Annotated in this window: 16 protein-coding genes, 6 pseudogenes and 1 riboswitch; of the genes and pseudogenes, 8 read left to right on the top strand and 14 right to left on the bottom strand. The window is 59.8% G+C overall.

Going from position 1 to position 23,481, the window contains the following annotated elements; all coding sequences use genetic code 11:
* Nucleotides 1–2 precede the first annotated feature (2 nt).
* Nucleotides 3–401 carry a SirB2 family protein gene (locus tag EHO51_RS20000; RefSeq protein ID WP_109026893.1) on the top strand — a complete coding sequence of 133 codons (399 nt, stop codon included), beginning with the start codon at nt 3–5 and terminating at the stop codon, nt 399–401.
* A gap of 42 nt (nt 402–443) precedes the next feature.
* On the opposite strand, the gene EHO51_RS19995 is transcribed toward EHO51_RS20000, so the two are convergent.
* The 8 genes and pseudogenes from EHO51_RS19995 to EHO51_RS21115 form a co-directional block, all read right to left on the bottom strand.
* Nucleotides 444–1,652 (bottom strand): NnrS family protein, encoded by a 1,209-nt coding sequence (locus tag EHO51_RS19995; RefSeq protein WP_109026892.1) that lies wholly within the window; start codon nt 1,650–1,652, stop codon nt 444–446.
* A 413-nt stretch (nt 1,653–2,065) separates the two neighbouring features.
* Nucleotides 2,066–2,685: pseudogene (gene nthA / locus EHO51_RS19985) on the bottom strand (nitrile hydratase subunit alpha).
* Nucleotides 2,682–3,344, bottom strand: a pseudogene (gene nthB / locus EHO51_RS19980) (nitrile hydratase subunit beta); the annotation flags it as partial. The pseudogenes nthB and nthA, both read right to left, overlap by 4 nt.
* A gap of 626 nt (nt 3,345–3,970) precedes the next feature.
* Nucleotides 3,971–4,684, bottom strand: coding sequence for an RNA polymerase sigma factor (locus EHO51_RS19975; RefSeq protein WP_109026971.1), 714 nt, complete (start codon nt 4,682–4,684; stop codon nt 3,971–3,973).
* Between the two features lie 220 nt (nt 4,685–4,904).
* Nucleotides 4,905–5,597, bottom strand: a complete 693-nt coding sequence (locus EHO51_RS19970) for a hypothetical protein (RefSeq protein WP_109026890.1) — start codon at nt 5,595–5,597, stop codon at nt 4,905–4,907.
* A gap of 506 nt (nt 5,598–6,103) precedes the next feature.
* Nucleotides 6,104–6,631 carry a DUF488 domain-containing protein gene (locus EHO51_RS19965; protein WP_109026889.1) on the bottom strand — a complete coding sequence of 176 codons (528 nt, stop codon included), beginning with the start codon at nt 6,629–6,631 and terminating at the stop codon, nt 6,104–6,106.
* A 12-nt stretch (nt 6,632–6,643) separates the two neighbouring features.
* Nucleotides 6,644–6,853, bottom strand: a complete 210-nt coding sequence (locus EHO51_RS19960) for a DUF2945 domain-containing protein (RefSeq protein WP_109026888.1) — start codon at nt 6,851–6,853, stop codon at nt 6,644–6,646.
* A gap of 83 nt (nt 6,854–6,936) precedes the next feature.
* Nucleotides 6,937–7,221: an encapsulin gene (locus EHO51_RS21115; RefSeq protein WP_245435091.1), complete on the bottom strand. Its 285-nt coding sequence runs from the start codon at nt 7,219–7,221 to the stop codon at nt 6,937–6,939.
* Nucleotides 7,222–7,765: 544 nt separating this feature from the next.
* Nucleotides 7,766–7,825: riboswitch (Fluoride riboswitch) on the top strand.
* A gap of 115 nt (nt 7,826–7,940) precedes the next feature.
* On the opposite strand from EHO51_RS21115, the gene EHO51_RS19950 reads away from it, so the two are divergent.
* Both EHO51_RS19950 and EHO51_RS19945 read left to right on the top strand, forming a co-directional pair.
* Nucleotides 7,941–9,506: an MFS transporter gene (locus EHO51_RS19950; RefSeq protein WP_245435089.1), complete on the top strand. Its 1,566-nt coding sequence runs from the start codon at nt 7,941–7,943 to the stop codon at nt 9,504–9,506.
* A gap of 53 nt (nt 9,507–9,559) precedes the next feature.
* Nucleotides 9,560–9,904 (top strand): annotated as a pseudogene (locus EHO51_RS19945) (transposase); the annotation flags it as partial.
* A 46-nt stretch (nt 9,905–9,950) separates the two neighbouring features.
* Here the strand turns inward: EHO51_RS19945 and EHO51_RS19940 are convergent.
* Nucleotides 9,951–10,586 (bottom strand): annotated as a pseudogene (locus EHO51_RS19940) (TniB family NTP-binding protein); the annotation flags it as partial.
* Nucleotides 10,587–11,134: 548 nt separating this feature from the next.
* Between EHO51_RS19940 and EHO51_RS21110 the strand changes: the two are divergent.
* Nucleotides 11,135–11,893 (top strand): DUF3600 domain-containing protein, encoded by a 759-nt coding sequence (locus tag EHO51_RS21110; protein ID WP_245435143.1) that lies wholly within the window; start codon nt 11,135–11,137, stop codon nt 11,891–11,893.
* Here the strand turns inward: EHO51_RS21110 and EHO51_RS21510 are convergent.
* A pseudogene (locus tag EHO51_RS21510) lies at nt 11,868–12,701 on the bottom strand (LysR family transcriptional regulator); the annotation flags it as partial. The gene EHO51_RS21110 and the pseudogene EHO51_RS21510 overlap by 26 nt on opposite strands.
* Nucleotides 12,702–13,156: 455 nt before the next feature.
* On the opposite strand from EHO51_RS21510, the gene EHO51_RS19925 reads away from it, so the two are divergent.
* From EHO51_RS19925 to EHO51_RS19910, 4 genes are all read left to right on the top strand, one after another.
* Complete coding sequence (locus tag EHO51_RS19925) at nt 13,157–14,239, top strand: efflux RND transporter periplasmic adaptor subunit (RefSeq protein WP_245435086.1); 1,083 nt, start codon at nt 13,157–13,159, stop codon at nt 14,237–14,239.
* Between the two features lie 10 nt (nt 14,240–14,249).
* Nucleotides 14,250–17,393, top strand: coding sequence for an efflux RND transporter permease subunit (locus EHO51_RS19920; protein WP_109026884.1), 3,144 nt, complete (start codon nt 14,250–14,252; stop codon nt 17,391–17,393).
* An 86-nt stretch (nt 17,394–17,479) separates the two neighbouring features.
* On the top strand, nt 17,480–18,766 hold the full coding sequence (locus EHO51_RS19915; RefSeq protein ID WP_109026883.1) for a TolC family protein: 1,287 nt from the start codon (nt 17,480–17,482) through the stop codon (nt 18,764–18,766).
* 311 nt (nt 18,767–19,077) lie between these two features.
* Nucleotides 19,078–19,641 carry a helix-turn-helix domain-containing protein gene (locus EHO51_RS19910; RefSeq protein ID WP_109026882.1) on the top strand — a complete coding sequence of 188 codons (564 nt, stop codon included), beginning with the start codon at nt 19,078–19,080 and terminating at the stop codon, nt 19,639–19,641.
* Nucleotides 19,642–19,712: 71 nt separating this feature from the next.
* Here the strand turns inward: EHO51_RS19910 and EHO51_RS21105 are convergent, their stop codons facing one another.
* From EHO51_RS21105 to EHO51_RS19895, 4 genes and pseudogenes are all read right to left on the bottom strand, one after another.
* Nucleotides 19,713–20,021, bottom strand: coding sequence for a hypothetical protein (locus EHO51_RS21105; protein WP_196391677.1), 309 nt, complete (start codon nt 20,019–20,021; stop codon nt 19,713–19,715).
* Between the two features lie 189 nt (nt 20,022–20,210).
* Nucleotides 20,211–20,591, bottom strand: a pseudogene (locus EHO51_RS21505) (TniQ family protein); the annotation flags it as partial.
* Nucleotides 20,592–20,593: 2 nt separating this feature from the next.
* Entirely contained in the window at nt 20,594–21,475 is an 882-nt protein-coding gene (locus EHO51_RS19900; RefSeq protein ID WP_124740570.1) for a TniB family NTP-binding protein, read from the bottom strand.
* Entirely contained in the window at nt 21,465–23,126 is a 1,662-nt protein-coding gene (locus EHO51_RS19895; protein WP_124740569.1) for a Mu transposase C-terminal domain-containing protein, read from the bottom strand. Before EHO51_RS19895 ends, EHO51_RS19900 begins: the two co-directional genes overlap by 11 nt.
* Between the last annotated feature and the right edge of the window lie 355 nt (nt 23,127–23,481).

The following is a 23,481-nucleotide window of genomic DNA, read 5'->3' as shown; positions in this document are numbered from 1 at the left end:
GCATGGAAGCCTATTACTTCGAGATTCGCGCCGTCCACGTCGCGGCGGCGCTGGCGAGCGGCGGCTTCTGCCTTATGCGGGCGCTCGCTTTGAACTTGCTCGCGGCGTCATGGCCACCGTCGCTGCTCGCGCGGCTTGCCTCCTACGCTATCGACACCGTGCTCTTCACGGCTGCCCTCATGCTGACGGCCGTCACGCGTCAATACCCGTTTGTTGACACTTGGCTGACCATGAAGGTCGTGGTCATGCTGCCGCTCTATATTTTTCTGGGTTACTGGGCGCTCCGAGCCAAGGCGTTCAAGTTGCGGTTGGCGGCGATGGCCGGCGCGATCGCAGCTTTTCTTTTCATTTATAGCATCGCACGCAAGCATAGCCCGCTTGGCATGTTTGCCCTCGGGTGAGAAACGTCGGCAAGCTTGGTCGACCTTTCCGGGAACTGGCCTTTAGGCGGTTTGATGCAAGCGCCTCGTCGTCACCATCCCGAAATAGAGCACCACGAAGAGGCCGTAGGCCAGGCTCCACATCCCGCCGGCGACCGCGAGGGCTGCGAAGTAGTGCTCGCCCATGAAAGGCGCGCCGATGCGCAGGATGGCCGCCAAAGTTATGGCGACGTAGATCGCGGCCGTCCACCGATCTGCGAGGAGCGGGCGACCGGTGTGGCCGCGCGTTGCGCGGGTCATCACCGCGAGCGTCATTGTTCCGATGGCGCCGACGGTGAGGGCATGCAGAGGCGCGGCAGGACCCGCGACTCCCCATAGTTCATTGCCGCCGATGAGCAGGAAGCCCAAGGGCACCCAGCCATAGCCCAGATGCAGCACGAAGAGCATCGGTTCCGCGCGCGTGCTGACGCCGCGCCAGCGGATAAGACGTAGAAAGAGCGCCGCGCCGGCGATAATGAGCGGAGCCGCGGTAAGTCCGGCGTCGGGAAACGCGACCCAGGCGACGAGCGCCACGAGCGTCGCCGCGAGCGCGAAACGATCGAGCGCGCCGAAAGGCGCGGGCTCCACTTCAGCTGGCGAATTCTTCGCCAGCCAGTTGCGGGTGAAGCTCGGCGCGATGCGCCCCCCGATGATGGCGATGAGCATGATGAGGGTCGCGACGCCGACGCGGGCCCCGATGGCGCCCGTCGCGGCAAGGTCCATCGCTTCGAGATGCGTGAGCAGATTCCCGAAGAACAGAAGCGCGAGAGCGGCGACCATGGGCAAGTTGCGCCAGTTTCGCCCCGTGGCGATCTCGCGCGCGACAACGAAGATAAAGACCGCCGGGAAAGCGAGGTCGAGCGCCGCGGAGACAAGCGCAGGCGCACTATTCGAAGTCAGGACGGCGATGCGGCCGAGAAGCCAAAGGGCGACGAGGCCGGCGAGCGGCGCGCCTTGCAGGGGCAGCCGACCGGTCCAGTTTGGAATGGCCGTCAGCAAGAATCCCGCGACGACGGCGCCGCCAAAACCGAAGGCCATTTCATGCGCGTGCCAGAGAGAGGGCGCGAAGCGTGTCGGCAGTTCGGCCGCCGCCTCCAGATAGGCGATGGAGAGCGGCAGCCCGACAGCGGCCCAGAGCGCGGCAAAAAGGAAGAAGGGGCGGAAACCCGCGGAAAGAAAGATCGCCACAGGGTTTTGACTCGCCTGAGCGCGATATCGCGGAATTGGAGGCATCGTTGACTTCCCCTTTGGAATTGATGATGGGCTGGCGCTCGGTCACCAACGCACACATCGAGCGCGCAGGTCGCGAGCCTCTCGTTAGAAACCAAGCGGAATGTCACAGAGGGGAGGGGAAGATCAATAGGCCTTCTCTTGCGACACCATTCCTTCTTCTACGCGGATTCCCCGCAGATCGCGAAGGCGTTGCAGGGAAAGCGTCGCGCGCCACGGGTGTGGGCTGCGCTGGGGTTTTTCGCCCTTGTGACCGCGACGATATAGATATCGACGACTTCTTCCGCGAACCGCCGCGGGCAGCTGAGCGATAGTGGCCGAATTCGATAACGCGATGGCCAAGCCGAACTCGCGTCACTGCCACTCGTGGTCAAACCGCGGCGCTCCTTGATCAGTGGTGCAGGATCCGTGCAACCTCATGATGGCGCTCCGGCCAGCGCGACGCCCATCATCGACTCGGTCGTCACGAGCTCCATCAGCTGCGCCTCAGTAAAATCCTCTGTCGCTGCTGGCCTTTCAGGAATTACGAACCACCGCGCCGTCCCGCTGCTGTCCCACACCCCGATCTCCGTTTCCTCGGGCAGGTGGACGCCAACCTCGGCGAGCACTTTCCGCGGCTCGCGGGCCGCGCGGGCGCGAAATACCGGATCCTTGTACCAGTACGGCGGTAACCCCAGCACCGGCCATGGAAAGCACGAGCAGAGCGAGCAGATGATCAGATTGTGCACCCCGGGCGCGTTGGCGACCGCCCGCAGGTGCTCGCCTCGGCGCCGGCCATTCCCTCGGGCAGGTCGAGTTCGGCAATTGCGGCCGGGGTGTCGGCCAGCAGCCGGGCCAAGAAGCCCGCGTCGGTCCACGCCCGCACGACGATCTTCTTGCCGTTGAGCGGCGTCATCTCCGATTCGAAGTAGGCCAGCACCTTATCGACGGTCTGGGGCGTGATGACGCCGTTTTCGATCAGAAGCGATTTCAGCGCAGCGACTTTGGCCGCGCTGGACTTCTCGCGGTCCTGCGGATACTTGAACTGGCCGCTCATGCAGGTTCCTCCAAGTATGCCTCGAACAGTTCGGCGTAAAGCGTCTGCGCGCCGGGTTCCGCGCGCGGGACCCCACAATTCGGTCGGCGTGAACTCGACGATGTAGACGGGCATTGGATCGCCGATGCCGTCGCCAGTGTGCCAGAAGTAGGCGTAGTCGCCTTCGAGCACCTGCGCCACCGTGCCGCTCCGCCCCCGCAGATAGCCGGGCAGGCGAGTGTGCGCGCCAGCTGGGACATTTGCGATCCGGACCCGCTGCCCGACGGCGAACTTCGGATGCGCGACGTCGCGCCGCGGGCTGTCGCCGCTGCGTAGATATGCGATGATCTGCTCGTCGATGGCTTCAGCCCGATCGGGTCCCCCTGGCCGAGCGCCGTCCGGCCTGGCCGCTTCGCCACGCAGTTCGCTTGTCCGCGAGGCTAATTCGTCCTCGCGCAGGTATCCCTTGTCGACGAGGAATGGGGATGCCGCTGAGCCACTTCTCGTAGTAACGGAATTTGAAGTAGTCGAATGGATCCATCGTCTCGGCGCCAGCGCGCAGATCCGCCCTGTCCACATGTCGCGGAAGCGGTCGGCACGTCGGCGATCGCGCAGGCCGGCACGGACGAGTCGAGATGGCCCGAGAGAGCCATCATCGCCACATAGATGCCGAATATCCGATTTCCCACTGCCTCGGCAGGCTGGTTCAGAAAAAAGGGTCAATTCGGATCTGGAGCGCTTTTCCGACGTTGTCCAAAATAGGCTCAGAGTTGTGGAAGGCAAAGGCCGCAACACGCCGACGGTGGAATGGGAGGATCCAGGGGCGACGCGCGCGGAAGATGCGGAGCGGCGGCGCATGAGCGCATGACGAATAAAGAAGTTGTCGCGCTGGTTTTTCAAGGCGGCGGCGCGCTCGGCGCCTATTAGGCGGGCCCGTTCGGGGCGCTCGCGGCGGGGATATTGTCCGAAGGGGCTCGCCGGCATTTCGATCGGCGCGATCAACGTCGTGATCATTTGCGGCAATCATCTGGAAAAGCGCGTCGAGCGCCTGCGCGCCTTTTGGGAACGCGTGATAAGCAGGACGCCCCTTCCCTTCAATCTGGACGGATTCCTCGGTCCCATTTTTGCCAACGCCAGCGCAAATCCCCTAGCGACGGTTGGCGCGCCCGGTTTTTAGGCTGCGTCTACCGCCTCCGGCCCTCTTATGCCCTATTCAGCGTCCGGCTATCCCACCTCATATCTTCCCTTCCGAATAGTTCCATCAAGCAGGCTTATGCGGCTGAGGTACGGGGCTCTCGACCCGCCGCTACTCTTCGCTGGCCAGCCCTTCCGCTTTACAGCGTTCGAGGACACCGGTCACGATGCGGTCGCACCGCTCGCCGGCGAAGGCGAAAACGTCGCTTAAGCCCGCGTCCATCTCCTGGGCAAGGCTTTCGCGCAACAGGCTGCGAGCTCGGAAGAAGCGCGTACGCACCGTCGCCTCGGGGATCTCCAGCGCCTCGGCGATTTCTTCGACGCTCATCTCCTCGATCGCGCGCAGCATGAACACCGTCCGGAAGGCCTCCGGCAGAAGGTCGATGCGCGCCTCCAAGAGCTTGCGCATCTGAACCCGCATCATCGATTGTTCTGGGCTACGCTCAGGCTCATCGTTCAGCGCTGTCTGGGCTTCAGATTCATGGGGCGTCATGGCAGCTTCCAAAGGAATGATCTGGGCACTCTTTCGCCGCAAGCGGCCGAGCGCTTCATTGGTCGTGATCCGCACAAGCCAGGTAGAGAGCTTGCTCTCGGCGCGATAGTTTCCAAGCGCGCGCCACGCCCGCAGATAGGCGTCCTGGACGACATCCTCCGCCTCCGCATCATTGTGCACGATGCTACGCGCCGTACGGAACAGAAGCTGGTTGTGCCGTCGCATGATGGCTTCGAACGCCACTCCGTCACCGTCAGCGGCGCGCGAGATCAGCTCTGCCTCCGGCGTGGTTTTCGAGAAGCTATTTGCCGCCTGACGCTGAAGTGATTGCATTTTCGCCTCCATTCATTGAACAGGTAGGCTACCGGCGTGCCTTTGCCGGCGCTGCCGCTATAGGGATCGCGCGCGCCGCGTCTTCCGGATCGCGCAGCAATTCCATCATGCCCGCGACCATCGCGAAAGCGATCAACGCGTCGATGAGTATCACGGCTCCTTTCCGGGCGTACGGGCAATGGCGGGGCGCCGTTCCGTCGTCGCCCTTGGCGTTGTCCGACTAATTCTCGAACTTCGTTGGGAAGGCGGCGATCAAACCGTTGGTCAGGGCATCGGCCAGCATCATCATATGAGCTTCGGCCTTTCCATATTCGGCGATGCCGTCGGCATATTTGCCCTGCAAAAGCCCCGTGGCGTAGACCACAGTTGTGTCGATATGCCCCTTGAGCATGTCGCGTACCGTGGTTTGCGGCCAGTTCTTGTTCGCCTTGGCGAGAAAATCGGCAATTTCCTGCGCGTTTGCGTAGGCGGCTGCGACGGCCTTGTCGGTGGCCGGCTTGTCGCCGGCCTTGGCGGCTTTCACGACCTCGACGGCTGCGCCGATATGCTCCTGAAGCAGCTTGGTGAGCGCGTTACCAGCTGCATCGCCATAGAAGGGCTTGATAGCGTCGCCGATATCGGCCTGGTTCTGCATCAGCCGCGCTGCGGTGGCGTCGAAAGATGGCGAGCCGTTGGCCAAGGCCGTGACTGCCGCATAGGTCCATTCCATATGCTGAGCCCACAATTCACGCATCGCATTATTGAGCGCGAGTCCGCTCGGGCTGCGAATGATCTGCGCGGCTTCGGTGTGCGAGGTGTTAACGGAATAGGCGGCGGTCGGGCGGAAAACGGGAGTAGCCATAAGTGCGGCGGCGAAGCCCGCAAGGGCGAGGCGGCGATTAACGGCCCGGTGGAACATCTGCACGCGTGTCATGACGGTTCTCCTTGGTCGATCAGTTTGCGTAGCGGCCGGTGTGATCGACTCGATGCGGCCCCGTATATTCGATGCGACCCTTTCGCGCTGCGTTCCCGTTGCACGAGATTTTTTTGGGGGAAAAGAGAAAGCTTCCGAGCACGTCGAGCGGCAGAGTACGGTCAGCTCTAAAACATCCTGCGACAACACAAGCGCTGGATAGGCTCTCATTACTTCGTAAACGGGCTGCGGAGGCGCTAAAACTCATAGCGCCTCCGCTATCGCACCAGCGTGATTTTACGGGGGTTCCCGACGGTACGATATTTCTGTGCAGAGCGGTAGCTGCCGCTCAGTTTTTCTCCGCACTTGCGCCCTGTATATTAGATGCGACCATTCCGTGCTGCGTTCCCGATGCAGAAATATTTTTAGCTTTAGGCGTGTGGCCGGGTTTGTTCGCTTGGGCGCGAGCATCGAGGCGTTGCTCGAAGCTCTGGCGTCGAAGCGCTGCCAATGCTGCGAGCGGCGGACTACGGATAGATCACGGCGCCGTCAGGTTGAATGACCGCGCCTGGAGTGAGATGGGCCGGCTCCAGACGACCTTCCCCCATAATGTGGAAAACGGTCTCCCCGCTGGCGATAAGATAATCGGCGACGATGCGGCGGTGGCATCGCCACCATACGGCTTCCGAACACATGATGGTACAGCGCCGCTTGCGTCCTCTGTCCAAGAGGTGTTGGAGGCCTGCCTGAAACTGTGCAGTAAGCGCATAATCGGCGTAGTTGTGGAAACTCTCGTTCGTCCAGAAGGCGTTGACAGTCGGAGATATGCCGCGTGACCTTCCACGAAGGCCACCGAGGGCAGCCATATGTTCATAAGAGATGGCGACGGCCGCCAAGGCGCCGGGAAGCGTGTTCTTGTCGAACTGTGGATTGGTTCGTGACTTCGGAATCGTTCTGATGTCCGCGACAAGAGCGATATCGGCTTCGCGCAGTAGACCGATGAAAGCCTCGAGGGTTCGGTTGGAATGGCCGATGGTGAAAAACGGAAGCTTCACGCGCGGCCTTCGTTATGCATAGTCGAGCGCGCCGCCCTTATGCGCTGCGATGTGATCTGTCTTGTCGCTTTTGATTTCGTACTGGGGATCGTCTTTCGACGCGTGATGCGTGTGGCCTTTATAATCGAAATCTCTAATGTGAATGGCGATGATAGTCCCCGACACGCGTCCGGCCTCGGAGTTCCAGCTCACATGATCGCCGATCTTAAACTTCCTTGCCATCGCCGCGTCCTCCCGGTTCCAAGAAGCGCTTCTCCCAAACAGATGGATCCGAAGTCTATGCCCGGCGCCAGCACCACGGAAGCCTAGGTCGTCGGCAGCCGGAAGGTGAAGGTCTCCAGAAAATTCAGTTCGACGGCCGTGCTGGAATAGCTCGTGTAACCAACGGATATGTCCCGACCGATATCTAACTCGAAGTCACCGCTGCAGGTCGTGCGCACGACGCCGCCTTCAATGGCGGGCGCCCAGATGATCCCTCCGTCCACCACACGCTCAAGATGGTGAAAAACCGGATAGCCCTGGACGCTTCCACCACTCGCGGCGGTGTAGGTGTCTAGCCCGAGCATGAGCGCGTACGGACCATGTCGCACAACTGGCTGAGCGAGGCGCTTGGGTAACCCGGACGTTGGAAGGCAGCACAACGCCCTGATTGCTGCTGGCCTCGCGAATGGTGAATGCCTGCCGCAGCGCACCCATCGGACACAGCGCGATCCTTTGCAAAGGGGATTTCCCGGGCACCCAATCTGAATCCATTGCGCCGCGCTCCACGTCGTCGATCGATTGCCGCGTCAGACCGTCTGGAATACGATCCAGAACGACTTGCCGACCAAGAAACAGCAGATGACGACGGCGGGGACGAAGATGACTGCTGAATGGGACAGGTTCACGCTACGGAAATTGCCATGCTGAGGCTGATACTGATAGCAAACAGCCACGTTACCATTTTGCCAAGCCTTTGTATCAACCCGCCAATTTTGAATCCAACAACGGGCACGCAATTAGCCGATGAAGACGGCAAAGATGCAGCTTGCGTGATCGGTGAGCAATTTTCTGTCTTTCACCCAAGGATGGCGTCCTGTCTGATGTTCTTCCTGCTACTTTCACCATTGACAGGCTTAGGTCCGATTCAGTTATCCTTGTCCCGGCGATCGAGTTCGCGCTCAACCGCCTGCGGCTGATGACCCCTGCTCTACATTGTGTCGGAGTCCGTCGTTGCTCTAGTCGACAACCGCGGATGATGTCGCGTAATACCGCCCAGTAGCGATTATAGAACGGAGCGAGGGTGGCGATCATGGATAGGCCGGCCCGAATGATAGGCTGGCGATTCCTGCTGCTGAATGGCGCGGCGGGGGCGGCGAATGTCGTCATGCTCTCGAACGTTCCGGGCTACACGGTGCTCGCGCCCTATGCCGCCGGCAGTCTGCAGGGCGTGACGCCGAGCTTCGGCACCTGGGCGACCACCGACCACATGGTGGGAATCGCGCTCGGCCTGCCACTGTCGCGGTGGTTCTCCGGGCGCTTCGGCGACTATCGCGTGCTGATCGGCGCGCTCATGTTCTACGCCATCTTCTCGCTGATGTGCGCGGCGAGCGAAACCATCTGGTTTTTCGCGCCGATGCGATTTCTCCTCGGCCTTGCCGGCGGCGTCGCCCTTCCGCTCGCCCAATCCGTGACGCTTGCGCAATATCCGGATCACCAGCGCACGCTCGGCGTCGGCTTCTGGGGCGTCATGAGCATGGCGCCCTTCACCATCGGCGTATTCATGGGCGGCTTCTGGGCCGAATATTTCGACTGGCGCTGGCTATTTTATTCCAACGTCTTGGTCGTGATGCCCGTCGCGGCGATCATTGCCGCGCTGTTCTACCGGCGCGGCTTTCAGCGCCGCATGACGCGCTTCGATACGATCGGCTTCATTCTGCTCGCCGCGGTGCTGCTCGGCGTGCAGACGATTCTCAACATGGGCAATGATTTCGACTGGTTCGCGGAGCCTCTCCTCGGATGGCTGCTGCTCGTCGTGCTGCTGGCGCTGCCGATGTTCATCTTTTGGGAGTTCGGCGAACGACGGCCCGCGCTAGACCTGCGTCTGTTTCTGCATCGCAACTTCGCCATCGCGACTTTCTGCTCGATCGTCGGCTTCCTGGTGATTCAGGGCCTGCTCTCGGTGTTCATCGTGCAATTGCAGGTGCTGCTCGGCTACACGTCCTCGCTCGCCGGCATGGTCTATCTGATCATGATTTTTCTGGCGATGGCGGCCGCGGCCGTCGTGCATGAAATCACGAGGAACGTCGACGCGCGACTGATCGTGTTCCTCAACTTCATCGGTCTCGCAGTGACCTTTGTCTGGCTCGGACAATACGACAAGAACGCCTATTTCGATGACGTCAAGACGCCGATGTTCTTTTTCGGCTTCTCGCTCGCGATGTTCTTTGCGCCGCTCGCGACCCTCGCCATGACCGGGCTCGTCGGCGAACGACTGATCCGCGCGGCGGAAGAGCTCGCGATGCTGCGCACCGTGGCCGGCGCCCTGGGCATCTCGCTGCTCGGCGTTCTCTTCTTCCGCCGAACGCCGTTCCATCAGCTCGATCTCGCCGATCATTTCGGCGGACGGCGCTTCGCCTCGCTCGACCTGCTCGCCACTTTCCTGGATCGCATGCAGGCGATGGGCATGTCGCCCACCGCCGCGCAGAGCCGCGCGGCGCAGCTCATTCGACAGCAGGCGTCGATCCTCGCGCTCAACGACGTCTTTCTGTTCGGCGCAATGGCGTTCATCCTGCTCTCGGGAGTCGTCTGGCTCGCCTATCCAAGCTACGCGTCCAAGAAGCGCAAACAATCGCTCGCACGGCTTTCCGCCGAGGAACTGATGGAGCAGCCCTGAGAGACCGTTTGAGAATGGTTGCGACGGAGATAGGGGCGTGATTCAAGCTAGGGATGTGGACCCGAGCGAATCGCGCCAAGATGGCCGCCATTGAGAAGAAAACCAAACGTTACCCGACGGATTAGACCGATGAGGAGTGGGAGCGCGTTGAGCCGTTCCTTCCCTCACCTGCGCGCAGAGGGCGCAAGCCTTCGGTCGACCCACGCGAGGTTTTGAACGCCATCCGCTACATCGCCCGCGCCGGCTGCGGCTGGCGCATGCTGCCCAAGGATTTTCCGCCCTGGCAAACCATCTACTGGTGGTTTCGCCGCTTCATGCGCCGTTTTCTGTTCGAGACCATCCACGACGTGGCGCTGATGATCGACCGGGAACGCGCTGACCGCGATGCGAGCCCGTCTGTCACGCTGCGCTTAATTGTAAGAATGCGCCAGTTCGCGCCCGTTGCTGCAGCATCCAACGCAATGATTTCGTGCTGAGCACGGAAGGATTACGTAGCGGCGTGTTACGCAGAGTGGACGCGACGAGCGATTCAAATTTCATCCGCCGCCCAACGGTTCAGCGTGAACTGTTCAAACCGGCGGGCAAGTTGAACGTCACCGCTGATGGCTTCGCGCGCTTCGTTGACGCCAAAGCAAACAAGCGAGATTTGAAGGCGATTGCTCAAGAATCGAAGGGTGTTCAGCACGACTCTCTGTTCGCGATAGGAACCGGCGAGAATATTGTGGACTTCGTCGATAACAAGAACTTGAACACCGAGATCCGCAATGCGGACTGCACCATCTGCGCAATGTCTGCGCGCGGACGCTGCGGCCCGCCAAGAAGCGTGAGCAGTTCAGCATAGAAGCGGCGTTCTCCAGGTCGACTGGTCATCTCCATCGCGAGCGCAGGCGTTCGGAGCGCTCCCGTGACCGCATTGAAGCCCGGCGGGTGTTCATCACGGAATCGCTTCATGATCATGGTTTTGCCCATGCCGCTGTCGCCATAAATCGCAACGGAAGGCCTCCTCCTTCCCCGAGGATGGTCGAGCAGGAGCCCCAAACGGTCGAGGGCCTGTTTGGCCCGCGGATAGTCGGCATAACGCGCCACGCTCGATCTGCAGCGTCGGCGTCAAACCGCGCTTCCTGAAGGGTTGGCGAAAATCGGACTGGTTCAGCATATGCGCTCCTATGCGCGCATTGCGTGGGGTCGCGCCATCAATGGCCAAGCGTGACCCTTATGATCTGACTGCCACGCTTGCCTCAGCGCGCCTCGGCGCAATTTGGCCGGCGTCGCCTTCATCGCGACGCTCCAATCTCCTTTGCCCGCGGTTCACGGCCGCGGGCCTTTTTTCAACTTCAGCCGGGATCCAGCTGCTCAGCCGCCGTGCGGACGTGCGCTCGCGAGGCTTTTTTGGTTTTGCGTGGCCTTGGCGCTATCGTCCCGCCTATGTGCGGACGCTTCATGCAGCATCTGTCCTGGGAAGAGCTTTTCTCCGGGGCTCCGTTAGCGCTTGGCCTTGTCGAAGGCTTCAAGCGGGGGCATGCTGATATTTGATACGCCGATCACAGGGCAAATGACCGCTCAGATGGGCAAGGGCGCACACAGAGGCCGGCTTCGATTCAAGAGTAATGAGCTTCGGGAGGAACTCCATGGAATCGAATGAAACGACTGCGCTCGAACAGTCTCGCGAATTTTCCGAAGCCGTAGGCCTGTTCGACTCGCTTGATAAGCTGCAGTCCGCCATTGACTATTTGATGACTCATGGATTCGATCGATCCGAAATCAGCCTGCTCACCGAAGACGCGAAGACGCGCGAAAAGATTGGATCGAAACGCTCGGTCGAGATCGAGGACAGCGATGAAGCTCCTCGCATTTCCTACATCGAAGCCGAGTCGCTTAATGAAGGCAAAGCTGCGCTCATCGGCCTGCTCTTCTATGTTGGCGCCATTGCTGGCGCGATCGCCGTTTGGACCATCTACGGCAGTTTCGCCGAGGCGATCGTTGCGGGCATTGGCGCTGGTATGGCCGCCAGCCTGGTTGGCGTGGGCGTCGGCGCATTCATTCGACGTCGTCAGCGCAATTGGGTGCAGGCGCAATTAGCGCGCGGCTGGCTTCCCCAAATCCAATCCGATAGTGCTAACTTTTTTCATGGACGCCTCCCTCGAGTGAGATTCAACACCTCCACTCTGGCACATCGAGGCCGTCGGGGGGCGTCCACCCCATCAGAGCCGTTTCAACAGCGTGCTAGTCGTTCTGAGCGACGATTGCGCTACCAGTACCTCTTGCTGACTTTCTCCGTTTCTTCGACGGAGATCGTTGCGATAAATTTCGCGACAACGCTCTCGCACCGATCGCCGGCGGTATTCCCGCCCTCTCGTGACCTGACGCCACCAACCGTAATCCCTTAAGGACGCGTTGCATGACATCATCCTCGCGCCCCGTGGCGTAGATGGCGTACGTGGAATATGAGAACTCAGGAGCTCGACTTACACGATGCAACCGTCCGTCGGCCAAAAATGGCTGCGCACCGCCAATACGAAAATACCCCGCTCCGCCGACGCTCAGTATAAAGGTCAACGCGAGCGGACCCAGCGATATTGACAAGGGCGCAATGCTCAGCTTGGGAAAAGCGGCCTGGTGATTGACAGCGAATTCTGGCCCCCAATCGACGAAAACATACTCATTTGGATCGATTCTACCCTTTGGGTCGGTTGTTACCTGAATCAATTTCTCTTCAATGAGCAGTTCGCAGACAAGATCAGACCGTTGCGGCGGATTATGGAGAACGGCGAGGTCAAGCGAGCCCTCCTGCACGCGCTCGAGAAGTCGCGCAGGGGTGTCAACGTCCGCTGTTATCGCTGTTTCATACGATTCCGCATGCATCCATATGAGCCAATCTGCTAGGAGCGGATACCAGAGACTGAATTCTCCACCTATGCTGAAACCACTCGCTCGCCCCACGGGCAGAGCCACTTGTCGACAAGCGCCCTCCCATAACTGAACCATCGTCGTCGCGTAGCGCGCGAAGCGTTCGCCCGCCGACGTCAGACGCGCGCCCGCTTTATTGCGAACGAAGAGTGGTCGCTTGAGCTGACTTTCTAGAGTTCGAATTCTGGCGCTCACCGCTGCTTGCGTCAGGTGTAGACGATCCGCAGCAGCAATGAAGCTTCCACTCGCAACCACTTCCAAGAAGGTCTTCGCTAGATTGACGTCCATATTTTACATATAAATTTCTTTTGTTCTATTTTCAACAATTTTGCGTTTGCGAAAAATGAATGCAACGGTCACTCTTGGGGCTCAATCCAGACGGTGGAGCCCAAGCACGACGCAATTGAGTTGAACATGTGGACAGCAGACCCAATAAGGTGAAAGCCCTATGCGCACAGCAGCTTCGACGCCACGGTTGATCGACGTAATTAAGCGAATCGCTTAGTTGGACGCGTCATCATGGCGCATGCGCACGCTATCCGCCGACGTTCCTGGAACGGACAATAACGCAACTCCCGAGCCGACATGCTGGCATCGAGAATGATGCAGTAAGCAGCAATCAACCTCCCTCGGAACACGCCGCAGCTCGCTGCCCCTAATGGCCAGAATCCGTTAATTCCCCAGAAGGTCTAATGCATCACGCCCGATACCTTGGCGCTCAGCGCTTGCTCCTGGCCCTTACAATGGCCATTCCCGTCCGGGCGAGTTCGGAAACGAACGCTGGCGCAGGTCACGAAGTCGTTCTTCAGTTCAACGAAGCGCAGATCCGTGCGGGTGGGATCGAGACTCAGCTAGTAGTGCATGAGTCGAGTTTGGGCGAACTAGTCGTGCCGGGGGTCGTCACCGTCCCCCCGCAGCAAATGCGTGTTGTCGCTGCGCCGGCTGCAGGCCTCGTCGAAACATTGCTTGTCGTACCTGACGAAGATGTGAAGCAGGGCGCGCCTATCGCCACGCTGAAATCTTGGGACCTGATCGAAGCGCAGAGAAGCTTTCTCCATGCGCTTTCAGCTGCGAATCTAGCAGCCGAGAAACTGCGGCGCGACGAACAACTGTTCAAAGAACATATCATTGCGGAGCGACGTCTAATCGTCACACGAGCCGAAGCTATCCAGGCGCGCTCAGCGCTAGAGGAACGTAAGCAAATATTGTCGCTCGTCGGAATGTCAGACGAGGACGTCGCCTCATTGCAGCGCGAACGAACACTCGCGAGTTCCCTCCAAGTGCGCGCGCCGATTGCCGGCACCATTCTGCAGCGCCATGGCAAAACGGGCGAGCGCGTTCAAGCCTCGACGCCCCTTGTTACGATCGCGTGCCTTGATCCGATTTGGGTTAATTTGCAAATACCGATTATTCGCGCTGCAGCACTTGAAAGTGTCGACCGTGTGCACCTGCCGATCGCCGGCCTCGACGGCAAACTCATTCGAATTGGCCGCTCAGTCGATACTCCCACGCAATCGGTAAATGCCGTAGCCGAATTTCGTCCTGGTCGCCGCCCGCTGCGCCCTGGCCAGGCTGTGCAAGCAATCCTACACATCAATGGCAATTCACGCACTCAATGGCGTGTTCCAGCGGATGCGGTCGTCAGCCACCAGAATCACAATTGGGTGTTCGTGCGTACAGCGGACGGTTTCGTCGCACGACCCGTGACCCTTGTTTCCGAAACGCCGCAATTCGCCTCCGTGCAGGGGTCTTTGAAAGCTGAAGAACGCGTCGCGACAGGCGGTCTATTGACCCTGCTGGCGGAACTCGCCGCGGCCGCGAAGTAATCAGGAAACAATGCTCGAAAAACTGATCCGCCTTGCGCTTGGACAACGGCTCCTGGTTCTCATCGCCGCGCTCGGACTCGCGGTCTGGGGCGCCGTCAGCTATTTCAAACTCCCAATCGACGCTTTCCCTGACGTCGCTCCAGCACAGGTGCTGGTCGCCATGCGTGCGCCGGGCCTCACGCCTGAGGAGCTGGAAGCTCGCGTCACAGCGCCGATCGAACTCGCCGCTAAAGGTATTCCTCATCTTGTCCGGATGCGCTCCATCACGCGCTATTCGGTGGCGTTGCTGACTTTCGAATTCGAGGAGGGAACCGACATTTATTGGGCGCGCGTACAAGTCAATGAGCGGCTTGCCTTAGCCCAGGATCAGTTACCCGATGGCGTCAGTGGCGGGCTTGCGCCGATCGTGACGCCGCTCGGCGAGATGCTGATGTTCACAATCGTGGGCGGTGATTTATCCCCGTCGGAACAGCGCACGCTTTTCGACTGGACGATTCGTCCCGCCCTCCGCGGCCTGCCTGGCGTCGCTGATCTCAATAGACTTGGCGGTTTCGTGCGCACATTCGAAGTCGCGCCATCGCCTTCCGCCATGGCGGCGCGCGGCGTTACAGTAAAGATGCTCGATTCGAGCCTTCGAAACAATAACAGAAATGACGGCGCCGGCCGCGTACGGGACGGCGAGGAGGCGCTGCTGGTGCGCGCCGAAGGGAGGTTACGTTCTCTCGACGATATTCGCTCGGTCGTCATCGCGGCGCACGACTCCGGCATCGTGCGTGTCGGCGACGTGGCAGAAGTGCGCTATGGCTCATTGGCGCGCAACGGCGTCGTCGTCCGCAATGGCGAGGACGAGGCGGTATGGGGCCTCGTGCTTGGCCTGCGCGGCGCCGATGCGCGCACCGTCGTAAGTGGCGTCAAGGCGAAACTCGCCGAACTCGAGCCGACCCTACCAAAGGGCGCCAGATTCGAAATCTTCTACGACCGCAGCGAACTGATCGGCAAGGCGGTGTGGACGGTGCAAAAGGTTCTACTCGAAGCGATCGTCCTCGTCGTGGTTCTGCTTGCACTATTCTTGGGCAATCTGCGCGCGGCGATCGTCGTCTCGGTCATCCTGCCGCTCGCCGCGCTCGCGACCTTCGGCATCATGCGGCTGTCGGGCCTCTCCGCCAATATCATGTCTCTCGGCGGCCTCGCTATCGCCATCGGCCTGCTCGTCGACTGCGCCGTTGTCGTCGTCGAGAATGTCGAGCATCGCATGGCGAATGCGCATGACGCGACTCTCTCTGACCGCATTTTCATGACTCTGGAGGCGACGAAAGAGGTCGCAACGCCGCTTGTCTCTGGCGTTATCATCATCGTCACCGTCTTCCTTCCGTTGCTCTCGCTCGAAGGGTTGGAAGGTCGTTTGTTTTCGCCCGTCGCGCTCACCATCGCATTCGCCCTCGGCTCTGCGCTCGTCCTGTCGCTAACCGTGGTGCCAGCGCTGAGCGCCACGCTGCTCAGGCCCGGTCATTCCGACGAGCCCTGGCTCGTGCGCAAGATCGCCGCGATCTACGAGCCCTTGCTCCTGCGCGCGCTCTCGAAGCCGTCGTGGGTCGCCGCCATCGCCTTCTTCGGCCTTATTGTCGCCGGCGTCGCCTATTCCCGCATCGGCCAGACATTCATGCCGGTGATGGACGAGGGAACGCCAGTCATCACTGTGCGCAAACATCCAACGGTTAGTGTCAAAGAAACCGCCGAGACCGACATGCGCATTCAACGCGAAATCATGAGTCGGGTGCCCGAAGTCAAGGGCATGATGGCGCGCGCCGGCGCTGACGAACTCGGCATCGACCCTGTCGGACTCAACGATACCGACAACTTCCTCTCACTCGCGCCGCCAAACGAATGGCGCGGCAAGGGCATGGCCTGGTTGATGGGCGAAATCCGCGCGGTGCTCGACTCCACGCCAGGCATTTCTTACGCCTTTTCGCAGCCGATCGACATGCGCGTGCAGGAGATGATCATCGGCGCGCGCGGCGATGTCGTTGTCAAAATCTTTGGTGACGACATCAACGAGCTCAATCGCCTCACACGCGACGTGGAGGAGATTCTGCGTAAGATCAAAGGCGCGCGCGACGTCTTCGGCCTGCAGAACGATGGCATGCGTTATCTCACCGCGCGCGTCGACCGGCTTGCCGCCGGACGCTTCGGTCTCAATGCTGAGGAGATCCAGGATGCGCTGCGCGTCTGGGTCGACGGACAACAAGTTGGCATTGTTCTCGAAGGACCGATACGCACGCCGCTTGTCATTCGTGGATCCGAAACTTCGCGCCGCTCTTCGGTGGACTTCGCGCGGCTGCCGGTGGTGTCTTCGGAAGGAAAAGTTGTCGAACTGTCGCAAATTGCCCAGGTGCAGGCGGAGGACGGCCCCATCCAAGTGATTCGTGAACAAGGTCGCCGATTCGCGACTGTGCTCGCCAACGTGTCGGAACGTGATCTCGTCGGCTTCGTTGACGAGGCGAAAAAGGCGGTCGGGCAAAATGTGAAGACGCCGCCGGGCTATCGTTACCAATGGGGCGGGCAGTTTGAGAACCAACAGCGCGCCTCAGCGCGTCTTGCCATCGTCGTGCCCATCGCGCTGGCGTTGATCTTTCTCCTGCTCTATCTGACCTTCAGTTCGATGCTGCAGGCGACGCTGGTATTTTGCAATGTGCCCTTTGCGGCGATTGGAGGCATTCTGGCCCTGTGGCTTTCGGGAGAATTCATGTCTGTGCCGTCGTCTGTCGGTTTCATTGCCCTTATCGGCATCGCCGTGCTCAACGGCGTTGTGCTGATCTCGTACATTAACAAGCTAGTCGCGGAAGGCACGCGCACGACGCGCGAAGCTGTCGTCGAGGGCGCGCGCCGGCGCATGCGGCCGGTGATGCTCACCGCGGCCATTGCAGCCTTCGGTCTAATACCCTTTTTGTTTGCACATGGGCCGGGCGCCGAGATCCAGCGGCCCCTCGCGGTCGTGGTCATCGGCGGACTGATTTCAGCGACCGTGCTGACGCTCGTGCTGCTGCCGATTCTTTACGATCGCTCCGCTAATCTTAGTCTTTTTCTACGCCAGAAGCTGAGCGCCCGTGGAACTCGATCGCCAACGGCTCGCTGGCGCGAGGACGCGCGTTTATGAGCTCTTGGTTGATCCTTGTCGCGGCAATATTTCTCGCCTATACGTCTTCCGCGTTACGCGCCGAAACTAAGGCGACACCCCCATTAATGCCAGCACAAGAAATGCTGCGCGTTGAAGTCCTTTTCGAGGGCAAGAAGAAGGTCCGGGTCAAACGCGCCAAGTCGTTACGTGTCGACAAGAGGCCGCGCGTCCGCAAGCCTGCATCCAATCAAGTGCTAGCCCAACATCTCGACATGGCCGTCGCTATCGATGCGCAAAGCAAGTCGCTTGAAGCGCAATATCGCGCGATCTCCGCGCGCTACGCCACCGCGAATTCGATCACGCCAGGATCGCCATATGTCGGCGGCTCGCAGCGTAGTGCGCTATCCGGAAACTTACGCAACTACAATGAACTGGAAATGGAAGCCGGCATGCCCCTATGGCTGCCGGGGCAGCGCGACGCCTTTGAGGCGACGGTGACGACCGGGATTCGCGAAGTTGAGCAACGCTTCGCGTTACGTCGGCTGGATGTCGCGGGCCTATTGCGTGACGCCTGGTGGAATGCGAGTCGCGCGGCGCGAAATGTCGCCGTTGCCCGGACGCGCGTGATGACAGCCCATGATATCGGCCGGGATATGACCCGCCGCGTCGAACTCGGCGACGCCGCCCAGAGCGACGCGCTGCTCGCGACGAACGAGACACTCGCCGCCGAAACGGAGCTCGCCCAGGCGGAAGGCGCCATGAAGGTTGCTCGGGTGAACTACATGGCGCTGACTGGCGGCGCGCCCCCGGAGGGCACGCTCGAATCGGTGCGTCCCGCAACTGATATAGAAGATCATCCAGCTTTGCGAACGCCGCGGGCAGCGCTCGTACGAGCTGAAGCCCAGCTGCGGCTCGTCGACGCGACACCCATCGCCAGTCCCGATATCGGCGTGTTCGGACGGCGCGAATACAACAATCAGTATTCGACCGACCCTTCGCAAATCGTCTCGAACCAACGCACGGATTCGACCACTATTGGCGTTCGCATTCGCATTCCATTGCCAACACCTGGTCGCAATGCGCCGAGACGCGCAGAAGCGCGAGCCGAAATGGATCGCGCCCGGGCCGAATATGATCGCGCCAAGCGCGTCGTAACGGCGGAGATAAAGGCGGCGCGCGTGATGCTCGCTGCTACGCGGCGCGCCGCTGAAATCGCCAACAACCGACTCTCAGTCGCCGATGAACAATTCGAACTGTCGCGCAAATCATATCGAATTGGCGAGGTAAGCGCGTTCGACCTCTATCGCGTGCGGCAGATCCAACTCGAGGCCCAGCGTATGCAGGCGAACGCCGCGATCAACGTTGGCGTCGCAATCTCGCGGCTCAACCAAGCGTTCGGTTACGCTCCATAGAGTTTTGTACCTATAATCAGTGGTTTACGCATCAAGGCCGCTGATGTTTCACGAAAGATGCCGATGCAGACCTTTATCGACTTGTGCTGACGGCGAACGAGCAAATAATCGTCGCGTGGCAAGGTCCTACAGCTCTAAATGGCGGACGCAAAGTGTACCACTAAACCGGCTTTGCTCTGTTATTTTTACGGCGGCGCAAAAGTGTACCGGTCCTGCTAGTGGGTCGCTTCAGCGAATTTGAATAGGGCGCTTCCCCCGGCTGGCTATCCCTGATTCGCTACTGCCATTGATTCGACCTTCAGGAGGCGAAGATGGCGCGGGAAGCAGTCGGCGTGAAGCGGTATGTGGTGCGCTTGAGCGGCGAGGAGCGGGCGCATCTGGAAGCCATGCTGCGCAAGGGCAAGTATGGGGCGAAGACGCTGATAAAGGCTCAAATTTTGCTGAAGGCGGACGTTTCCGAGGCGGGCGAAGGCTTGAGCGACGGCGAGATCATCGAACAATTGGAGACGAGCGCGTCGATGGTCTATCGGGTGCGCAAGCAGCTCATAGAGGAGGGCTTCGCCGCGGTCTTGACGCGCAAGCCGCACACGCGTCCCTCCGTGCCGCGGATTTTTGACGGCGAGAAGGAAGCCAGGCTGATCGCCCTGTCCTGCTCGACGCCGCCGAAAGGCTATGCGCGCTGGACGTTGCGGCTGCTGGAAAAGAAAGTCGTCGAGCTCGAAATCGTCGAGACGGCGAGCGACAGCACGATCGGTCGTGTCTTAAAAAAACATTCTCAAACCCCATCGCAAGCAGCAGTGGGTGATTCCCCCGCAGGCCGACGCCAGCTTCGTCGCGGCGATGGAGGACGTTGTCAGGATACATCCTTTGATTAGAAAATCCCTGTTCGCGCGGCGCGTTGACATCATATTTGAGAATTTCGGCGCGCATTTTCGAGCTTTGACGCTTAAATTGAGAACTCCAGCGGCATCCCGAGCGCGGCGTAGGCGAGCTCGTCGAATCGCTTTCGATAGACGGGGCGACAGAAGGGGCGCAGGCGCTGAATCGTATCCGCCGCGTTTTTCGCGGCGACTGCGAGACCGGCGAGTAGCGCGATGCGTAAATAGAGCGGCACCATAGCGTTTGCGCCTTTGCTGATGGACGGCGCTATGCGTAATGCTTCGGCGTCAAATCCTGGAACGATCTCGTTGAGCAACCAGCTCTTATTGTAGCCTTCGGGGGGCTGCGTCGTCTGCGGGCGATTTAAGATCAGCAAAAGCCGCATCATCGCAATAGGGGATGCTAGCGGCGTCGGCTCGCCCCGCAAGTGACGATTGACAAGCTCCTCTCCGATTTTGGCGGCGTCCCAATGGTCCCCAAATGGGCTCGTGTTTCGGACGGTATCGCAGCCGGCACGAGGTCCCTCGATTTCTGAGAGCGGCGAACCGCATAGAGGACAAGTAACGCGCCACGCCTCAAGCCAGCTTTTTAGAACCGCTCCCGGAGTGTCAGCCGCGCGATGTCGCTCGCAGCATGTCCGACAGAATTGAATCGGCTTGCCTCTTCCAACCAGTGCCGCGACCTCGATTGGAAGCGCTGTATGCGTCATGGCGACAACATCCATTGGATCAGTGCGAAACGAATCTACGATGCGTGCGATCTGGCCGAGACCTGGGCGGAAGTCGAGGCTACGCAGCTTCTTCGATTCGAGCTTTAGCCACGAGATGAGCATGGGCTCCGTGAGCCCATAGAAAGCTGCATGACGATGAAGCCACGATGAAAGAAGTTCGTCGGGCGTCGGGTCGAGGACGACCGGCAAGGGCCGCCGAGCGGCGTTGATCAGCATCGTCATTGGAACGCGGCTTCCTCCTCGCTGATAGGCCTCCAATCATCAATGGCTTCGTCGGTTAGTCGTTCCGTTCCTGTCTCGATAGCCTGGATCGCGACTTCATTCACAAGGCGGAATATTTTTGACGTTACGCCTTCAGTCACTCGAAGAATTCGTTTGAGACCGCGCGCCGTCAGAATGCTCGGCTGACGAAGCGGGAGATTGCGGAGAATGGCAAGGACGAGTTGCTGAAACTCGTCATCGGCTTTCCAGCGCGGCAACGTGACAACATCAAAGCGTCTGGCAAGCTGTACGTCGCCGTTGATCGCCTCACGTGCTTCCGTGATGCCGAAGCAGACAAGCGAAAGCTGAAGCTCGTTACTCAAGAAACGAAGCGTGTTCAGAACGACACGCTGCTCGCGCCATGAACCGGCGATGATATTATGAATTTCATCTATCAGCAGGACTTGAACGCCCACGGCTCGCAATAGTCGAATTGTCGTCTGCTCTAATGCGACAATTGTCGCGCGCGGATTGGAAGGGGCGCCAAGTGCAGAGAGAATTTGTGCATAAAGGCGCCGCTCGCCCGGCCCGCCCGCCAACTCCACAACGAGAAATTTACGTCGTGCGTCGGCTGTTGCTGCATCGAAAGCGAGCATCTGGTCGTGCTTGAAGCGCCCGACGATCATCGATTTTCCCATGCCGCTGTCGCCATAGACGGCGATTGACGGCATTCGCGTCGTGCGCGGGTGAGTCGGGAGACCCTGAATCAAATCGACGATATGTTTTGCTTTTGGATAGTGGACCCACGGCTTTGATCGAATAAATTGGATCCGCGCGTCATTAGATGCGTCGAGAAGACTTGCAACTTCGTCCGTGACGTGGGCGGCCCTATCGATCACGCTGCTTCTCCGCGATTTCCAGAATGGAAGGAGTGCGCGAGTCGATGCCCTTGAGCGAGCCGAATCCTTCGTCATCCACCGAAATCTTGTTTTTGGGCTGCGGGTCGCGGCGGGCCTGCGCCGTCTTCCTTATTGCATCGTCAACAATGCGACGCTTGGCCTTTGCAGTAGTGATCCACTGGTTCGGTTCGCGTTCCGCGCGCGCTTGCGCTCGCGTTTCGCGCCGACGTAGTTTCCATTCGCGGAGACTTATTGATGGGCACGTAAGATCGCGGCTCCGGGCTTCGACGAAACGCCCGGAAGGACGCTGAACAAAAATTCTTGAAATATCTCGGGGATCATATTTGACTAAAAGCTCGCGTTTGGCGCCTCCGAGATCGGCGCTTAAAACGTTCGACCAGTATGGCAATCCATGCAACCAGACGCCGTCTGGCCTGAGTGTTCGATACGCCTCGGGCAATAACGAAACCCAGAAGGCCATTCGATCATGCGGCATGCGCAGATTGATCCGCGCCTCATGTTCGCGCCAGACTGCCAATGGTGAGCGCATCAAGGTGCTGTGTATTCGGTCGTGATAGCCGCCCGCAATCTCCCAGCCGAGAAAGCATTCGAGCTCTCGCAACGACATGGCTGAATTCTTTTTCGGATCGTAGGACCCTCGTTCGATCGGATTTCCAAATGAAGTGCCGGGCAGAAGATGCATCTGACCCATCATCGTTCCGATCAGCCGTTCGATATGACCGCCGTAATGCGGTTCGCCAGGCGGGCGCCAAATGATATCGACGCCTTCGTTGCGACAACCGCGAATGAAAGCCTTGCTTCTGAAATCTGCGCCATTGTCGACGTGAAAGGCCTCTGGCAAGCCGGCGACTGGCCATGTCGCGTCGATCTCACGTTCCTGCAACCAGGCTGTCTTGTCGTAAACGCCATGGAGAACGCAGAGGCTCACGGAAAGCCGTGAAGGGGGATCCATCGAAAGATGAAAGCCCGTAATCATTCGCGTAAACACATCGATCGCCAGCGTCAGCCAAGGGCGTGCGAGCGGTTCGCGCGTCTCTTCGTGAACGACGATGAGATCGACGAGCGTGTGATCGATCTGAACCACCTCGAGCGGCCGGGAGGCTTTGTATTCGCCCGGAACTGGCGTTGTCGCTTTGATCGCGCGTTTGTCCTTCCGTTTACGCGCGACCAATCGCCTCTCGATGTCATCGACGCGCGTCTTGATCGTTCGACGATCTGGCAATGGCCATCCGTGCTGGACGAAACGCAAATGGATTTGTTCGACGAGGTGGGTCAGCGTTGGACGCTGCGGCTTCAGATAGACTTCCCGGATCGTCTGGCGGATCAACTTATGACGCGATTTGTCGAGAGCGAGCGCCCCTTTCGATCGGCCTCGCGGCTTCGGCTGAAGCGCCTCAACGGTGGGCGTTTCGCGATAGATCGCGACGAGGCGATAAAGTGTCGCGCGACTGATCCCGAGGTCCAAAGCAACATCTTCGACGTCGCTTGTTCGTAGCCGGTCGCCCGCGGAGCGGCCTAACAATTCTCTGATGGCCTCCTCGCGTCGACATGCCTCTAACCACTGCGGGTCGTCGGACCCCGTCGTGTCGGCGTCATCAGGGCAGGGCGCGTTCTCATTATTGCTGTTCATTTTTCGGCCGCGTCCATGAGAAATGGTTGAGCCGCAAATTCTCAATTCAACTGTACATCATTCGGGCGTTTTCTCAATTCAAATGTATACGCGTAAATCAGCAGCGTTTCGTAACGCATTGAAATTCAACAGGCCGATTTCTCAATTTCTGATGTGTCCTGACAGCGGTGTCCGGCGAGAGCGCGCCTTTCATGCGCACCGTGCGATGCCGAACCGTCGCGAATGCGCTTTCGATGGGGTTTGTAACCAGTATGAAGATATCCGGTGCCAATGCCCAGCTGCGTTCATCGAGAACAAGGCGTATGGTGCGACCATCCGGGACTGAGGTGCCGGGAGCATGAAAGTGTAGGCAGGC

This window comes from Methylocystis rosea (genome assembly GCF_003855495.1).
Lineage (GTDB): Bacteria > Pseudomonadota > Alphaproteobacteria > Rhizobiales > Beijerinckiaceae > Methylocystis > Methylocystis rosea_A.
The sequence above is the reverse complement of the archived record's forward strand: the minus strand, read 5'-3'. Positions and strand labels throughout refer to the sequence as shown.

What these genes read in the sequence shown, in the direction of transcription:
- EHO51_RS19960 (WP_109026888.1), bottom strand. Translation starts at nt 6,853, where the DNA reads ATGGCAAGGAAGTTTAAGATCGGCGATCATGTGAGCTGGAACTCCGAG.
- EHO51_RS19995 (WP_109026892.1), bottom strand. Translation starts at nt 1,652, where the DNA reads ATGCCTCCAATTCCGCGATATCGCGCTCAGGCGAGTCAAAACCCTGTG.
- EHO51_RS19975 (WP_109026971.1), bottom strand. Translation starts at nt 4,684, where the DNA reads ATGCAATCACTTCAGCGTCAGGCGGCAAATAGCTTCTCGAAAACCACG.
- EHO51_RS21110 (WP_245435143.1), top strand. Translation starts at nt 11,135, where the DNA reads ATGGAATCGAATGAAACGACTGCGCTCGAACAGTCTCGCGAATTTTCC.
- EHO51_RS19915 (WP_109026883.1), top strand. Translation starts at nt 17,480, where the DNA reads ATGCCAGCACAAGAAATGCTGCGCGTTGAAGTCCTTTTCGAGGGCAAG.
- EHO51_RS19925 (WP_245435086.1), top strand. Translation starts at nt 13,157, where the DNA reads ATGGCCATTCCCGTCCGGGCGAGTTCGGAAACGAACGCTGGCGCAGGT.
- EHO51_RS19950 (WP_245435089.1), top strand. Translation starts at nt 7,941, where the DNA reads ATGATAGGCTGGCGATTCCTGCTGCTGAATGGCGCGGCGGGGGCGGCG.
- EHO51_RS19895 (WP_124740569.1), bottom strand. Translation starts at nt 23,126, where the DNA reads ATGAACAGCAATAATGAGAACGCGCCCTGCCCTGATGACGCCGACACG.
- EHO51_RS19910 (WP_109026882.1), top strand. Translation starts at nt 19,078, where the DNA reads ATGGCGCGGGAAGCAGTCGGCGTGAAGCGGTATGTGGTGCGCTTGAGC.
- EHO51_RS19970 (WP_109026890.1), bottom strand. Translation starts at nt 5,597, where the DNA reads ATGACACGCGTGCAGATGTTCCACCGGGCCGTTAATCGCCGCCTCGCC.
- EHO51_RS20000 (WP_109026893.1), top strand. Translation starts at nt 3, where the DNA reads ATGGAAGCCTATTACTTCGAGATTCGCGCCGTCCACGTCGCGGCGGCG.
- EHO51_RS19920 (WP_109026884.1), top strand. Translation starts at nt 14,250, where the DNA reads ATGCTCGAAAAACTGATCCGCCTTGCGCTTGGACAACGGCTCCTGGTT.